The organism is Tenacibaculum crassostreae, assembly GCF_964512405.1.
In the GTDB taxonomy this organism is placed as follows: Bacteria; Bacteroidota; Bacteroidia; order Flavobacteriales; family Flavobacteriaceae; genus Polaribacter; species Polaribacter crassostreae.
In genome coordinates this window covers 161,463-177,867 of record NZ_CAZELE010000002.1, presented here as the reverse complement: position 1 = coordinate 177,867, position 16,405 = coordinate 161,463, and the positions used below count along the sequence as shown (strand labels likewise).

Genomic DNA, 16,405 nt, shown 5'->3' with positions numbered 1-16,405 from the left:
TGTGCGTAATTAAAACAAACGATAATGAAAACACCTTTTAAGGTATTATTTTTACTCTTCCTGACTATTTTTAGTACGAAATCTTTTTCACAGAAAATAGTTGAATATTATGAACCAGTAAAAAATGATAGCATAAGAGTTGGAATAGGAGAAAATGACTTTTTGCCCTTTATTCAAAAAGGTTATACTCTAATGCTTCCTGAAAATAAGGAAATAAAAGGTGTGCTCATTTTCCTTGAAGATTCAAAGTATGACAAAAAGAACAGGAGCTCAAAGCAGGTGTATACTCAAGCATCGGAAAAAGATTTTGCGGTACTATCTGTTTCAACCGAAATTCCTCTTGACTTTTATTTTTCTAAATCATCTATGATTTTTACACATAAGCTAATTAGGAAAGTATTTGATAAATATAATTTACCAAATGACAACATCTTCTTTTTAGGAACAAGTTTAGTTGGACATAGAGCGATGAGATATATTAAATTTATGAAAGAGAGTGACTTCAAATTCCAACTTAAAATTAAAGGTATTGTCGCTTGCAACTTCACAATGGATTTTACAAGAAAATGGTATCAACATAAACGTGATATGAGAATTAACCGAATTCACCTTGGGGAACCAAAATTTATAAATTACCTATTGGAAACTAACTTGGGAGGAACACCAAAAACTAATCCCGAAAATTATCATAACTTCTCATCTTATAGTTACTCTGATGAAAAAAATGAAAATGTTAAGATTTACAAAGACTATGCAGTTCGAGCATATATAGAACCAGCAATAAAATATAAACTGACAAAACAACTAAGAACCCTATACGAGAATAATTCGACAGATATAGTTGGCTTTTTAGCTGAATTGACGCTGGCAGGAAATGAAAATACTGAATTAATTGTAATACAACCTGAAGATAATCCATCAAAAATAAAAAATACGCAATCAACTTGGGATGCAATAAATAAAGATGAACTTATGAATTGGATTCAAAAACAGATAAAAAAATAACTACGCACAACAACGTATAACCGCAATTACGGCGGATTCGACTACGTCCGAATCCACTCGGAATTGCTAACGCCAGTTCTTAACCGAAAAACACTAACTTTAAAACCGTAACTGACGGTTATACGAAACCGATAGCGAACATAAAATTAACTACAAAGGTTTTTATTGCAATGCCTTTTTATAGGTATTAATGGCTCGTTCTCGCGCAAACTTATGTTCTACCATGGGCTGCGGGTAGCCTAATTCATCAAAATCTTCAATCCATTTTCGGATATATTTTAACTCTTTGTCAAATTTTTCTTGTTGAGACGTTGGGTTAAACACTCTAAAATACGGAGCAGCATCGCAACCAGTACCTGCTGCCCATTGCCAATTTCCGTTGTTAGCAGACAAATCGTAATCTAACAATTTTTCAGCAAAATAGGCTTCTCCCCAGCGCCAATCAATCAATAAATGCTTACATAAAAAACCCGCTGTTATCATACGGATACGATTATGCATGTAACCCGTTTTATTTAGTTGTCGCATACCAGCATCCACCATTGGGTAACCTGTTTCTCCATTGCACCATTTTTTAAATTCTTCTTCATTATTCCGCCAAGGTATCGCATCATATTTCTCTCTAAAGTTTTCGGTAACAACTTTCGGAAAATGATATAGTATTTGCATAAAAAACTCGCGCCAAATCAACTCACTTAAAAAGGTTTTATTGGTTTCTAGAGCTTTTTTTACGATTTGTCGCACACTAACCAATCCGAAACGTAAATAAGGTGACAAATACGAGGTTTTATCTTGATACGGATAATCTCTCACCTCATCATATTCTTCTAAATAATTAAAATTATACGAAGCTACCTCAATTGAACTTTGTTCAAACCCAATAGCCTTTAACGTTGGGAAATCAGCAGTAAAATGATAAAACGCTCCTTTCTCTACCTTATATTCCTTTGTATGTTTTTCTTTTGAAAAATGCGCTAACCATTTGTTTTTATACGGAGTAAAAACAGTATAAGGGTCTCCATCATTTTTCAGAATCTCTCCTTCTTCAAAAATTACTTGATCTTTAAGTACATAAAAATCAATATTATTAGACGATAAAAAACTTTCAACTTCTTTATCTCTTTGTATCGCGTAGGGTTCGTAATCTTTATTGGTGTAAATAGCTTTGATTGAAAATTCTTCTGTGATGTTTTTTATAACATTTATCGGATTTCCTTTCTTTATTAACAGCGATGAATTGTGTTTTTTTAAATCAACATCAAGCTCTTTTAAGGTTTTGTAAATAAACGATACACGTGCATCATTTTTAGGCAAGCTATCTAAAATATTTTCATCAAAAATAAAAATAGGCAACACTTTACATCCTGAATTAAGAGCTTTATGCAATCCTTTATTATCAAACAAACGCAGATCTCTTCTGAACCAAAAAACTACTACATCTTTATTCATTAAATAATTCTTCTAAAGTGTTATATCTATATTTAAAAATGGAAGTCAACTGCTTTTTCACAAACAACGCTTGAGCTAAATACCCTAAAAAACCAAAAGGTATTTTATAAGAAATTTTATCTTTCATTAGCGTATTACCATTGGGTAAGGATTCAAAAAAATGTTCGTGATGCCACATTTTATACGGACCGAAACGTTGTTCGTCGATAAAAAAACATTCTTCTTTTACTTTAGTTATTTCGGTAACCCAATTGGTTTTTATAAAGGGAAGTGGTGACACTTTGTAAGTGATTATTTGTCCTTCGTATGCTTTTTTATCAACTTTTGACGTGATTTGAAACCCCATGCTAGGAGGGGTGATTTTTTCTAAATTCTCTGGAGATGAAAAATAATTCCACGCTTCTTTAATAGAGACTACAAGTTCTTGTTCAGTTTCGAGTGTATAAATACCAGAATGCCTTTTAAAATGAATCATTCTTCTTTTAAATCAATTTGGTTATTTTTTTACTCATAGGTTTTGTTACAGAATAAAAAACATCTATCAACCTACCTTCTTCATCTACCAAATATTTTTGAAAATTCCATTTTACAGAAGAATTCATCTTTCCATTTTTCTCTTTTTGTGTTAACCACTGGTAAATTGGATGTTGGTTTTCTCCTTTAACTTCAATCTTTTCGGTCATAGGAAAATTTACTCCATAAGTAAGACTACAAAAAGATTTTATTTCAGAAGTTGTTCCTGGTTCTTGACCACCAAATTGATTACACGGTAAACCAAGAACCACGAGTTTATCTTTGTATGCAGCGTACAACTCTTGTAATCCTTCATACTGATTTGTAAATCCGCATTTTGAAGCAACATTTACAAAAAGCAGTTTTTTTCCTTTGAATTGTTGAAGATCTAACTTCTCTCCATTAATATCTTTTATTTCCATATCATACAATGACTCGTTTGGAGATACTACCTGAGCATTTCCTGAAAAACTGAATAATGTCATAAATAGTATTGTTTTTAATGTTTTCATTTTTATCTTATTGTTATACTTTCTATCTCTAAAGAAAATTTTTCATTCTTTTTATTCCCGATTAAAATTGCCATTTCTTTAATTTTAAAATCAGAGAAATTCTTTTTATTTAATTTACGCCCTCTATAAGATGGATAAAAATCAGCTAATTGTAATATTATTTCCTCTTCTTTTGTATTAGTTTTAAAATTATGCACGTACCAATACCTTTGATTTTCACTAGATTTTAATCTTAGTTGATACTGTTTTCCGTCGCCTTTTAATTTTAGAACTATCCTTTTATTTGATTCATTTAATTTCACATTGGTCATTGTTCTAACCATTGCAAAACCTCCATTATTCTCGGTACTTACCTGCCCTGTAAAAAGAAGATGTTTTTCTTCGTTAAGAATTACCGATGAGCTTGACTCTCCTCCCATTACAGTATCGTTTATAACACGCCATTCCAAAGTACTATCCTTATTAAAAATCACAATTTCATCACTCATAAAAAAACATAATATTAGTACTGTAACCCATTTCATAATTTTTTGCTTTAGACTTTAACACTCACAATTCCGGCATCAATAGGAATAATTTGCCCTGTAATACCTGATGCATTTTCAGATAAAAGATAACAAGCTAAACTTGCCACTTCGGTAGCTTCTAAATACTTGTTTAACGGATGCCTATTTTGCATACTTTCTTGTTGCTTTTCGTTTCGTAACAAACGGGCTGCTAAAGGAGTATTTGTAACTGTTGGTGCAATAGCATTAAATCTAATCTTAGTAGCATATTCTGCTGCCAAAGACTTGGTAAGTCCTTCTATGGCAGATTTACTTGTTGCGACACTAGCATGAAAAGGCATTCCTAAAAAAGATGCAACCGTACTAAACATAACAACACTTCCATTGTTTTTTGCCAAATTAGCTTCGTATGCTTTTAGCACTTTAATGGCTCCTAAAACATTGATATTAAAATCGTTTTGAAAATCTTCTATTTTTAATCGTGTAAAAGACTTTAAATTGATACTACCAGGGCAGTACACCAAACCATCAATATTTTCGAGTATCGGTAAATCATCTGAAGTTATATCTACCGAATAATGTTTGATATTGGTATGATTTTCAGGTGCTGTTCTACTAATATTAATTATGTGATGAGTGTCTTTTAAAGACGTAACAATAGCTTTACCTATACCACTACTACCACCAACTACAACTATTGTTTTCATAATTACACTTTTATTAAATTATTAATCATTCCTTTAAATACAAATGCGTGAAAAGGTAAAACAGCATACCAATACATTCTTCCTAAAATTCCTTTAGGTCTAAAAACTGCTCTTTGATATAATTTATTTTTTTCAATCTTAAATTCTAACCAAGCTTCACCTGGCAACTTCATTTCGGCAAAAAGCAATAGGCGTTTATTCTTTTTATCAGCTAACAAAACACGCCAAAAATCAATTGGATCTCCCGCTTCTAATTCTGTAGGATGCCTTCTTCCTCTTCGTAAACCAACACCGCCAAAAACTTTATCTAAATACCCTCTAATTTTCCATAAAGTATTGAATTTATACCAACCTGTTTTTCCTCCGATACTCCATATTTTGTGAAGCGTTTTTTCTTCATTAAATATTTTTTGCGTTCGTATATCTTTAAAACATCCGTAATTTGGTATTTGTATATGTTTTGCTAATTGATCATTAAAAACACCGCTACTAATTGCATCTTTCCAACTAGAAAGAACTGCATTTTGCTCTATTTTTTGAAATGCTAATGCTACTGCTTCTTTATAGACTATTGGTTCTACATTAAGTAACCTATTAATATTACTTGGTTTTGCGATTACCTCTACCTTCATACTATCAACCAAGGCTTTTGCTAAACTAAAAGATATGGAAGTAACAAAATACAACCAATAAGAAGATAATCGTGGTGTTAAAAAGGGCAATATAATTATATACCTTTTAAACCCTCTAACCGAAGCAAATTGTAATAACATTTCTTTGTAAGTTACTATTTCTGGTCCACAAACATCAAAAGACTTGTTATAGGTTTCTTTTACATTTAATGTGTTTTCTAAAAAAGATAAGACATCTCTTACTGCAATAGGTTGTGTTCTTGTTTTTAACCACCTAGGTGTTATCATCACTGGTAGTTTTTCAACTAAATCTCTTATAATTTCAAAAGAAGCACTACCGCTTCCTACAATTATTCCTGCTCTAAACGTAGTTGTTGCATACTTATTTGACTGCAACATTTTTTCTACTTCTAACCTCGATTTTAAATGTTTTGACAACGAATTATCATTCACAATACCACTTAAATAAATTACTTGTTTACAACGAGTTGATTCTGTTAATTCTTTAAAGTTCTTTGCACAAGCAAGCTCTAAATCATCAAAATTATTTGACGAACCTGCCATAGAATGAATTAGGTAATAAGCAGCCTCAATATCTTTTGGTAAACTAATATTAGTAGGTTTTAAAAAATCAATTTTTATAAAAGTAACATTTGGATTTTCTTCAAACTCATCAGGAATTCTATCTAAATCACGAACACAACAAACTAGTTGGTGTTTAGACTCAAGCAATCTTACAATTAATCGCTTACCAATATATCCTGTTGTACCAGTTACTAATATTTTCATTTATTTAGGTCTTTGATAGGATAACCTCTTAAAATTATCAGCCACCATATAAGTGTCTAAACCATTAATAGCAGCAACTTTTTCTTTTGAGAGATTTAATAATCCGTCCTCAGATAACATAGAATCTTCAAAATACAGGTCTACAACTTCCCCTAACACTAAAATGGTATCATTTGCTTTTATATGATACTCTTCTAAAAACTTCATTCCTATTTGTAAAGGAGATTCTTTGACATAGGGCGAATGCATACCGTTTTTATATTCTTCAGACAAATTGGTTTTATCAAATTCTGAAATTTCTACTGAATACTTAGCTGAAGTATGATGAGCGTCATCAATCATTTCTTCACTTATAGCATTAATTGTATAATAGTTTGTATTTTTTATATTATCGTAAGTATTTCTTATTACTGTTGTTGGACGAACCACAAATCCTAAAATTGCAGGACTAGAACCATAATGCACTACCGAGCTAAATACTGCTACATTTGAAATTCCTTCTTTCGACTTGGTTCCTATAAGATTTGCAGATTTATAACCTGAAATACTATTCATCAAATTAATTTTATATAGATGTTCCATTTCATCTATTTGTTGATGTGTAAGATGGTGCATTTTTTGTTTTATTTAATTGCTCACTACTATATAAGCGTTTAAACTCGTTGCAATAGTCATCCATATTAAATACGGAAGTATTAATAAAGTGTACCATTGCATTTTTTTATAATAATTAAATGTAAAATAACCTATGAGTAGCCAAAGTGCAATGATAACTACCAATCCTAATTTAGTTAAATGTTGACTGAAGAATATATAATTCCAACTAACATTTAAAAACCATTGAATTAGGTAAGCACTAAGCAATTTCTTGTTTAAAAATTCATACTGAAAACTCAGTTTAGTCATATAAAAAGAAAAGAACAGCATAATACTTGTCCAAGCAACACCAAAAACCCACCCCTCGGGTGTCCAGGGAGCTTTTTGTAAAGACAAGTACCATTCAGTTCGTGGACCATCATTCATTAACCAAGTTCCGATACCTAGCGCTAAAAAGTTGGCAACTAGAAAGATTAAAAACCGTATGTATTTATTATTTTCCAAAACTTTTTTGTTTTAAATAATTGAATATCAACTGAACAGAAAAGAGCATGGTAAAAGCATAAAAAATATCTTCAAAAGGGATGGTGAAAATCCTAAACCCTAAATTTTCAGCATTATTATACCAAACCACTGGGTTTTCGATTAAACTTCCTGTTAAAATTCCGTTGACAATTAAAAACGGAATTAAGATTACCAAAAAACTAGGATAATACTCTTGTAAGGTATTTAAATGGTATTTTACTGCGTAAGCTAGCAACAGTAAAAAAACGATAAAATTTACGGTAGTGTACCATTTTCCGAAGTTGAAAATTAGCAATACAGTAATTAGTAGCATCACTAAAAAACTAACAATTACTGTTGCTGATTTTGATAATTTAAATTTTGGAAATAAATATTTTAACACTTCGTGTGTAAACAAACAAGCATAGGGAATACAGAAAAAAAACAACCATTCTTCTATAGGCATTTTGAATATTTTTAACCCTAAATAGTAATCTGGATTAAATCCCCAAACACCTTTTGCTGTATATATTGCGTCCCAAATTAAAAAAGGAATTGCAACTGAAACAATACTAATAAAAGCTATTTTAAAGTATTGAATAAAGTGAAATTTCTTTTCAAAAACACTATACAATAGCGGAATACTTAAACTACCTAAGTTTAATATCAAATATAAGTATTGACTCACTTTTTATAGGCTTTAAAGTATTTAAACGGAACGAACAACATACCAAAACACTCACCATGTTCTTTTCCTAAGTGTTTGTGATGAATTTTATGTGCCTTTCGTAACCCTTTAAAATACCAATTATTGGTATTATCAAACCATTTAAATCGTCTATGAATTAACACATCGTGGATTAAAAAATATGCAATTCCGTAACATAAAATTCCTAATCCAATAAAGAACAAAAAATTAAGTTCTGGTCTTATTCCGAAGAAAAAAAGCAACATACTAGGTATCGCAAAAACGACAAAAAAAGCATCGTTTTTTTCAAATACATGAGGATACCCTGGTTGATGATGATCTTCATGCAAATACCATCCAAAACCGTGCATCACATACTTGTGAGTACACCAAGTAACCCCTTCCATGGTTAAAAATGTGAGAATAGTAACTAGCGCAAATAACATTAAATCAGATTTAGTTTATACTTTACATAACTTCTCGCTAACAAATTAATTTTCATAGGGTTAGATATTCTAATTCTAGCATTAATAATTTTTGAAGAAGGTGTGTTTTTAAGTTTTTTAAGTAACTTTTTATAGTATCTGTATGCCATAAAAACACCAAATTTTGCTTCGGTAGGTAATTTTAAAATTCCGTTTTGAAAAGCGTACTCAAAATCAGCTTCAATCTCTTTAATGATTGCTTCTTTTGAAACTGCGTCTAGCTCTTTTAAATTTACATTAGGAAAATATGAGCGATTTAATACCTCAAAATCATCTTTTAAATCACGAAGAAAATTTACTTTTTGAAAAGCCGATCCTAAACGCATTGCCGCATCTTTTAATTCCTCATACTTTTCTTTGTTCCCGTTTACAAAAACCTTTAAACACATCAGCCCAACAACATCTGCAGACCCATAAATATATTCGTTGTACTCTTCTTGTGTTTGATATACTGTTTTATGTAAATCAGCTTTCATACTTTTTAAAAAAGCTTGTACCAAATCATCAGAAATATCGTACTTACTAACTGTATGAGCAAACGAATTTAGAATCGGATTTAAACTTATCCCTCCTTTTGCAGCTTCGTAATATGATTCTTCAAATTTTTGCAACAAATATTCTTTATCGAAATCATGAAATGAGTCTACAATTTCATCAGCAAAACGAACAAATCCATAAATATTATAAATATCTGTTCTGATTTTTGGTGATAACATTTTCGTTGCTAAGGAAAAAGAAGTACTGTACTTTTGAGTTACTAGTTTACTACAAGCATAGGAAACCTCATCAAATAACTGTTTCATTTTTGTGGTTTTTTAAAATTTGGTCTGAAGCGATTTTACCCGATATTAATGACGGTGGCACACCCGGTCCTGGAACCGTTAATTGTCCTGTGAAAAATAAATTTTCTACTTTTTTACTTTTTATTTTTGGTCTTAAAAAAGCGGTTTGTGTTAAAATATTTGCTAACCCATATGCGTTGCCTTTGTATGAATTATAGTCTTTAATAAAATCATTAACACAAAAACTTTCTTTAAATAAAATACTCTCTTTAACCGATTGATTTGTTAGCTCTTCTAATCTTTTAATTATTAAATTAAAATAGTATTCTCTAATTCTTGGCGTGTCTTCAATACCTGGTGCCAACGGAATTAAAAAAGTAGCTGCTTCTTTTCCGTTAGGTGCAAAAGAATCATCAGTTATTGAAGGAAAACTTGCATAAAACAACGGTTCATTAGGCCAACTAGGAGTATCATAAATCGTTTTTGCGTGTACGTCAAAATCTGTATCAAAGAATAATGTGTGATGACATACATTTTTTAATTTCTTATCAAAACCAACATAAAACAACAACGATGAAGGCGCAAACGTTTTCTTTGACCAATATTTTTCTGAATACTGTCTATATTTAGTAGGAAGTAAGGTTTCAGTATGATGATAATCTGCTCCACTCAACACTATTTCAGAAGAAATAAAATCTCCATCTACTACAATCCCCGTTGCTTTACCCTTATTATCAACTACAATTTCTTCAACATTGGCATTCGTTTTAAACTGAACACCTAAGCTTGTCGCTAAAGAAACCATTGCCTCAATAACTTTATACATTCCTCCTTTGGGATGCCAAGTTCCTAAGCCAAAATCAGCATAATTCATAAAATTGTAAAATGCAGGAGTATTACTTGGTTTCGCTCCTAAAAACAAGACAGGGAACTCTAATATTTGTATTAATTTCTTGCTTTTAATTTTCTTACGAACTTCATTTCTAATCGTAGAAAAGAATTGGGTAATTTTCCCAATAGTAACTGGCGTAACAAGCTCTAACGGAGAAACGCCAGGTTTATACACCAAATCATTTATAGACACATCGTAATTATACTTTGCTGATTCTAAAAAAGATTTTAAATGTTTTGAACTTCCTTTTTCTTCTTTTTCAAAAATCTCATATATCGCATCAAGATTTCCAGGAATTATAATAGAATCCTTTTTGTCAAAATACACTTCGTATGCAGGATCTAACCTTTCTAAGTCATAATAATCAGCTGGAGTTTTATCAAAATCTGCAAAGAATTTTTCAAAAACATCGGGCATCCAATACCATGTTGGGCCGATATCAAAAGTAAAACCATCTCTTAATAATTGCCTTGATCTACCACCAATTGTAGCATTTTTTTCAAAAACTTGTACTTCATATCCAGCCTTAGCCAAATAACAAGAAGCCGCTAAAGAGGAAAAACCCGAGCCTATTATGTGAATTTGTTTTTTCAATTTCTTCTTAAATATAGTTTAATTGATTGTAAGAAAGAAATAAAACTCACTTACAATCAATTATTTATAAAATTATTATGGTAATAGCACACTATTTACAACATGTATAACTCCGTTTGTACCTTGAACATCAGTTAATGAAATGACTACTGATTGCGATGAAGTTGTTTCAAGTTTTGCGCCGTTTGATAAATCAACAATTACTTTGTTTCCGTCAAACATTATAATTTCTTGATTATCCGTCAATTCATCTGATTGAACATTACCATTTGCAAATACATGATATTTTAAAACAGCCTCTAAAGTAGCTATCGGAATATCTGCTAAAGAATTCCAAGACGTATTACCATCTAACAAAGCTTGAAATGCATCGTTTGTTGGCACAAAGATTGTATAAGGCCCATCCATTTTTAACAATGACACAAAATCAACCGTATGTCTACTATCTGTTAATGCAGCTACTAGAGTAGTAAAACCGCTATTATTTAGGGCTAAGGTTACAACATTTGGCGGTAACATCACTTTATCAATTACATGTACAACTCCATTTGATGCCATTTTATCGACCATTACCGGTTTTGAATCTCCATTAAACTCTACACCGCCAGTTGTTTCAACTTGTAACGATAACATTTCGTCATTAGGTCCCGTAGCTAGAGTTTTCACATATGTATCAGATAAATCTTTTGATTCAACTTTAGAACTTAAAACATGAAATAACAAAACGCTCTTAAGGGTTTCTACTGGAATATCATCTAACGAACTCCAATCGTCATTACTATCTAATAAGTTTTGAAATGCTTTATTAGTTGGTGCAAATACTGTGAAGTTACCATCTGCTTGAAGAGCAGAAACCAAGTCTGCTTTTTGTAAAGCTTGTACTAGAATACTTAAATCTTCATTAGCTATTGCTAAATCTGTAATATCCATTGGCAATTCAGTTGGCAAGAAAACTTCATCAACCACATGAATAATACCGTTTGCTGCTTTTATATCAGCCTCTAATACCGATACTGATTGATCAGATTCAGTTTCAATCATAACACCACTAGATAAATCTACTGTAATAGAAGCTCCGTTTAGAGTAGCAATATTTTGATTATCTGACAAGTCAGAAGCCTGATTTCTACCTGAAACAACATGATACAACAGAACACTTTTTAAAACATCTTCTGGTATATCATCTAAAGAATTCCATGCTGCTTTTGAATCTAACAACTTTTGAAAAGCCTCATTATTAGGAGCAAAAACAGTAAAGGGCCCTCCTGTTTTTAAATCAACTACTAAATCTGCTTTGATAAGAGCTTGTACTAAAATACTTAATTCTGGCTTTTCATCTACTTTATCAACTATACCTTTTGGAGCAACTACTTCACCATCATCTAAACAAGATGTAAACACACTAAAGCTAACTACTAACAATAAAACAAGGGGTAACTTAAAAATACTTTTTTTAGCTATCATAACTATACTATTTAAATTATCCTACTCTATTTTTTTTAAGTCTGTTTTTCGGCCTCCTCAGACTTGTTTATTTTTTTTTAAAAAACATTAAACAAAATGGATTTAGTTAAAAAAATATGCTTTGATTTTTCAAAACATGTTCAAATATATAAGTTTTTGTTTAATTAAACAAAAAAATAGTTAAACAAAATTATATTTTACTTAATAATTCTATTATTGAAGGATAAATCGATATGTCTGCATCAAACTTTTCTCCTTCTATTAATGCAGTTTTTCTACCAACAGCAATTAATTGATGACGAGAACCTTTTAAATTTTCGTTTATTTCGTTGAAATAATCTGCAATTTTATCATCATAAGGCTGTACGGTTAAAGAAGTTACAAAACACACTTTACTATCACTCTCAAAAAAATAATTTAAGTTATTCAATGGTAAACTTTGCCCCAAATATATAGTAGTATACCCTCTTAAAACGAGTTCGTAATTCAAATACATTAATCCAAGTTCATGTATTTCATTTTCAGGTAAAAACAACACATATGTTACATCTGAATCGGTAGCAGCATACTCTAACTTTTCTATATTTATTTGGATTTTCTGGGCTATTAAATTGGAAATAAAATGCTCGTGAGCTGGTAAAAGCGTATCTGTTTGCCATAACAAACCTATATGCTCTAAAAAAGGAACAAATACTTCTTTAAAAATTTCTCTAAAGGTTTTTTTATGAAGTAATGTATTATAAGTATTATTAAACAACACTTTATCGAACTGAAACATTGCTAGCTTAAACGAATTAATTGCTTCATCATTAACCGCTAGCTTAAAAGCAAGCTCTCTTGCCTTTAGAACAATGTTACTATCAGACATATCAGCTATTTTAGAAATCTTAAAATTATTCTTATTTAATAGCGCTACATTTAATAGTTTTTGTAGATTTTCAGACGAATAATATCTGATATTTGTATCCGTTCTTTCTGGTTGTAATAAATTATACCTTTTTTCCCAAATACGGATTGTATGAGCTTTGATACCAGAAATATTTTCTAAATCTTTAATCGTGAAGTTTTTCTTAATATTGTTCAATGTAACCATATTTTAATTAAACAAATGTACAGGTTTTAAAGCAGTTATACAAAACCACTAAAAAATCAATCTTTTTAACTTATTTTTGAATAGACAGATTACCTACTTTTTTAATGATTTTTCAAACACAAATACCTCTAAGCAAGCAAAAACACAATCAGATTACCTACAACTCTGAACTATTGTTGTTAGGCTCATGCTTTTCAGAAAATATTGGTCAAAAATTATCGTACTACAAATTTCAATCGATACAAAACCCATTTGGCATACTGTTTCATCCTAAAGCTATTGAGCTTTTAATCACCAATAGCATCAATAAAAAAGAATACAGCGATACTGATGTTTTTTTTCACAATGAACGCTGGCATAGTTTTGAAGCACATTCTCAATTAAGTTCTCCATCAAAAGAAACACTACTAAACAACTTAAACAATAGTATTACATCAACATTTAAACAACTAAAAAACGCTACACATTTAATTATCACCTTGGGAACTTCTTGGGTATATCGCGAAATAGCTTCCGATGCTTTAGTTGCTAACTGTCATAAAATTCCGCAGAAAAAATTCTTAAAAGAATTATTAAGCATTGATGAAATTTCTGAAAGTCTTGAAGGTATTAATACATTAGTAAAATCAATTAACCCGACAATTACTATTATTCATACTGTTTCTCCCGTTCGTCATTTAAAAGATGGTTTTATTGAAAATCAACAAAGCAAAGCGCATTTACTTGCAGCTATTCATCAAGTAGTTGAACCTAGAAAAAACACTCATTACTTTCCTTCTTATGAAATTATGATGGACGAGCTTCGTGACTATAGGTTTTACTCAGAAGACATGATTCATCCTAACAAAACTGCTATTGATTATATCTGGAAAAAATTTAGAGAAGTTTGGTTTTCTGAAGACACTTTAAAAACGATGGAAGAAGTAGAAACCATTCAAAAAGGGTTGGCTCACAAACCATTTAACCCTAATTCAGAAGCACATCAATTATTTCTAAAAAAACTGCAACAAAAAAAGGAAACACTAATTAAAGCATTTCCTTTTATGAGTTTTTAGTTTCTCGAATTACTTCTTAACTAAATATTGATCTACATTTTGCCAAGGACCTCCATTGATAACATCAACCCCATGGTTTTGTAAAAACTGTGTTGCTTGTCCACTTCTACCTCCACTTCTGCATACAGCAATTACTGGTTTATCCCACGATTTAATTTCATCTACATTAAAAGGAATTGTTGCTAAAACTATGTGTTTTGCTCCATCGCTATGTCCTTCATTCCATTCTTCTAAAGTTCTTACATCTAATACTACTGCGTCTTTAGCTAAATATTCTTGAATTTCGTTATTCATGTTTTTTCTTCTAAATAAATTAAATAATCCCATTTTATATCGAATGTTCTGGCAACAAATGTAAGCCGTTTTCTATTAACGAACTGTAACACTTGTTACTTTTAAGTTTTTCTAAATAAGATTTTATGTTTTCTTTTATTGATAAATCGTTTTCAATTGCCAATTCAAGCAACTCTAAAGACAATAACCAATCGTTCTTATAACTTGATTGTAATGTTTCAAAAATCTCTTGAATTCTTTTTTCAGAAACTTCACCAGTTTCTCTAATATTTCTAACTTCACTATATAAAGAATACAATTTTTTATCTGACTCTGAATAGTGAATTTTATGCGTTTTGGTTTCGGAAACCTTACCTATATCACCAAAAGAATTTACATCAGCAGGTCCCGCAAAAGCAGAAACTACATCAACCCCTACTGCCATATCATACACACCCCAATCTGGATGAAACAATAAAGCATCACCGTGAGTTACAGTACAATTTTTAAAGGAAATTAATAATATCCTACCTCTTAAATCTCTAGTACCCGTAATTACTTCGCCTTCAACTTTAACCCCTCCTTCAAACTCTAATACAACTTGTTCTCCTTCATAAATTCCATAGGCTTTTAAATCACGCGGACTCATATTTTCTATCGGAATATTAATTCCTTTTAACTTCCCTATCGGACTTCCAAAACCTTCGGCGTGATAATTCGTTCCGTGACCTATTAATTCTTTATCTCTATTGGCTAACGCTGTAGGACCTGTAGTTTGAACATAAATAGGCTTGTTATTTTCATCGGTAATCACATTCGTAAAAACTCCTGAAACTTGAATTCCTGTACTTAACTCAATAGTTCCAAGGTTTTTCGAGTCAATTAACTTCTCTACTCCTTTTAATCCTCCGGTTCTTATTGCCATTTTATTGGCAAATTGCTCTAACACTAAACTTAAATGCGCAAAATCTGGTGTAACAAACAACTGAGGTTGCGGTTTTGTAATATCAAAACTTACATTTGCAGCTTCTATTGAATACAGAACTTTTTTCACCTCCTCTTTCATACACCATTTACTCTCTCCTATCGATGATAATAAGCCCGCTCCGTAAATTTTAGGATTTTCAAGTGAACCAATTAATCCATACTCAACCGTCCACCAGTGTAAATTTCGAATCTGAGCCATTTCAGAAAGCTCTCCCATATTATCCTGCAACCATTCAACTTTTTCTTGCGCTTCGTCAATTTCTTTTTGAGTAGAATTTGGATCTTCTTTTAAAATAGACAGTAAACGGATAGCCTCATACATTTCATAATCTTTGGCTGAAGAAATAGCTTTTGCCCCAATTTCACCAAAACGACGTAAATATTCTGCGTATTCAGGATTTGCAATGATAGGTGCATGACCTGCAGCTTCATGAATAATATCAGGTGCTGGTGTGTACTCAATATGATCAATAGTTCGTATATCTGATGCAATTACCAATACGTTATAGGCTTGAAATTCCATAAAAGCATTAGGCGGAATAAATCCATCAACCGAAACTGCCGCCCAACCTATTTCTTTTAAAATACGATTCATTCCTTCCATATGCGGAATGCTCTCAACAGAAATCCCTGTTTTCTTCAATCCATCTAAATATGAATTGTGTGCAACCCTTCCTAAATAATCTACATTCATTCGCATTACATAACGCCATACTGCTTGGTTTTGTGCGGTATACTCGTCATAAGGTTGTTTTACAACAAATTTATGCAAGTGCTTAGGCAACTTGCTTGTAACTTCATTCAACTCAAAATGAGATTCCATACTATTGTTTGTTTTGCTGGGTAAATTTAAGTTTTTTATGCTTCACAAAAAATTG

At 31.2% G+C, this 16,405-nt stretch carries 18 protein-coding genes; 2 read left to right on the top strand and 16 right to left on the bottom strand.

Features of this window, described 5'->3' with window-relative positions:
* The first annotated feature begins 24 nt into the window (after nt 1-24).
* Nucleotides 25-1,005 carry a hypothetical protein gene (locus ACKTST_RS01850; RefSeq protein WP_408046094.1) on the top strand — a complete coding sequence of 327 codons (981 nt, stop codon included), beginning with the start codon at nt 25-27 and terminating at the stop codon, nt 1,003-1,005.
* A 162-nt stretch (nt 1,006-1,167) separates the two neighbouring features.
* Here the strand turns inward: ACKTST_RS01850 and ACKTST_RS01845 are convergent, their stop codons facing one another.
* The 14 genes from ACKTST_RS01845 to ACKTST_RS01780 form a co-directional block, all read right to left on the bottom strand.
* Nucleotides 1,168-2,454: a cryptochrome/photolyase family protein gene (locus ACKTST_RS01845; RefSeq protein WP_408046093.1), complete on the bottom strand. Its 1,287-nt coding sequence runs from the start codon at nt 2,452-2,454 to the stop codon at nt 1,168-1,170.
* Nucleotides 2,447-2,929, bottom strand: coding sequence for an SRPBCC family protein (locus tag ACKTST_RS01840; protein ID WP_408046092.1), 483 nt, complete (start codon nt 2,927-2,929; stop codon nt 2,447-2,449). Before ACKTST_RS01840 ends, ACKTST_RS01845 begins: the two co-directional genes overlap by 8 nt.
* Before the next feature lie 7 nt (nt 2,930-2,936).
* The gene (locus tag ACKTST_RS01835) at nt 2,937-3,479 is read right to left on the bottom strand and encodes a glutathione peroxidase (protein ID WP_408046091.1); all 543 of its coding nucleotides are present in this window, start codon (nt 3,477-3,479) and stop codon (nt 2,937-2,939) included.
* Nucleotides 3,480-3,481: 2 nt separating this feature from the next.
* Nucleotides 3,482-4,003 (bottom strand): CIA30 family protein, encoded by a 522-nt coding sequence (locus tag ACKTST_RS01830; protein ID WP_408046090.1) that lies wholly within the window; start codon nt 4,001-4,003, stop codon nt 3,482-3,484.
* Nucleotides 4,004-4,014: 11 nt separating this feature from the next.
* A complete protein-coding gene (locus tag ACKTST_RS01825) occupies nt 4,015-4,692 on the bottom strand; it encodes an SDR family NAD(P)-dependent oxidoreductase (RefSeq protein ID WP_408046089.1) in 678 nt (225 codons plus the stop codon).
* A gap of 2 nt (nt 4,693-4,694) precedes the next feature.
* A complete protein-coding gene (locus tag ACKTST_RS01820) occupies nt 4,695-6,113 on the bottom strand; it encodes an SDR family oxidoreductase (RefSeq protein ID WP_408046088.1) in 1,419 nt (472 codons plus the stop codon).
* Complete coding sequence (locus tag ACKTST_RS01815) at nt 6,114-6,728, bottom strand: flavin reductase family protein (RefSeq protein ID WP_408046087.1); 615 nt, start codon at nt 6,726-6,728, stop codon at nt 6,114-6,116.
* Between the two features lie 12 nt (nt 6,729-6,740).
* Nucleotides 6,741-7,214, bottom strand: a complete 474-nt coding sequence (locus ACKTST_RS01810) for a TspO/MBR family protein (RefSeq protein WP_408046086.1) — start codon at nt 7,212-7,214, stop codon at nt 6,741-6,743.
* Nucleotides 7,204-7,902, bottom strand: coding sequence for a lycopene cyclase domain-containing protein (locus ACKTST_RS01805; protein ID WP_408046085.1), 699 nt, complete (start codon nt 7,900-7,902; stop codon nt 7,204-7,206). Before ACKTST_RS01805 ends, ACKTST_RS01810 begins: the two co-directional genes overlap by 11 nt.
* The gene (locus ACKTST_RS01800) at nt 7,899-8,348 is read right to left on the bottom strand and encodes a sterol desaturase family protein (protein ID WP_408046084.1); all 450 of its coding nucleotides are present in this window, start codon (nt 8,346-8,348) and stop codon (nt 7,899-7,901) included. Before ACKTST_RS01800 ends, ACKTST_RS01805 begins: the two co-directional genes overlap by 4 nt.
* Nucleotides 8,348-9,190 (bottom strand): phytoene/squalene synthase family protein, encoded by an 843-nt coding sequence (locus tag ACKTST_RS01795; RefSeq protein ID WP_408046083.1) that lies wholly within the window; start codon nt 9,188-9,190, stop codon nt 8,348-8,350. The genes ACKTST_RS01800 and ACKTST_RS01795 overlap by 1 nt, the downstream gene beginning before the upstream one ends.
* A complete protein-coding gene (locus ACKTST_RS01790) occupies nt 9,174-10,655 on the bottom strand; it encodes a phytoene desaturase family protein (RefSeq protein WP_408046082.1) in 1,482 nt (493 codons plus the stop codon). Before ACKTST_RS01790 ends, ACKTST_RS01795 begins: the two co-directional genes overlap by 17 nt.
* A 75-nt stretch (nt 10,656-10,730) precedes the next feature.
* Nucleotides 10,731-12,119 (bottom strand): fasciclin domain-containing protein, encoded by a 1,389-nt coding sequence (locus ACKTST_RS01785; RefSeq protein ID WP_408046081.1) that lies wholly within the window; start codon nt 12,117-12,119, stop codon nt 10,731-10,733.
* A gap of 190 nt (nt 12,120-12,309) precedes the next feature.
* On the bottom strand, nt 12,310-13,212 hold the full coding sequence (locus ACKTST_RS01780; protein ID WP_408046080.1) for a MerR family transcriptional regulator: 903 nt from the start codon (nt 13,210-13,212) through the stop codon (nt 12,310-12,312).
* Between the two features lie 104 nt (nt 13,213-13,316).
* Between ACKTST_RS01780 and ACKTST_RS01775 the strand changes: the two genes are divergently transcribed.
* The gene (locus ACKTST_RS01775; protein ID WP_408046079.1) at nt 13,317-14,267 is read left to right on the top strand and encodes a GSCFA domain-containing protein; all 951 of its coding nucleotides are present in this window, start codon (nt 13,317-13,319) and stop codon (nt 14,265-14,267) included.
* A gap of 9 nt (nt 14,268-14,276) precedes the next feature.
* Here ACKTST_RS01775 and ACKTST_RS01770 read toward each other — a convergent pair whose 3' ends face one another.
* Nucleotides 14,277-14,561 carry a rhodanese-like domain-containing protein gene (locus ACKTST_RS01770; protein WP_408046078.1) on the bottom strand — a complete coding sequence of 95 codons (285 nt, stop codon included), beginning with the start codon at nt 14,559-14,561 and terminating at the stop codon, nt 14,277-14,279.
* Nucleotides 14,562-14,595: 34 nt separating this feature from the next.
* A complete protein-coding gene (locus tag ACKTST_RS01765) occupies nt 14,596-16,350 on the bottom strand; it encodes an aromatic amino acid hydroxylase (protein WP_408046077.1) in 1,755 nt (584 codons plus the stop codon).
* Nucleotides 16,351-16,405 lie beyond the last annotated feature (55 nt).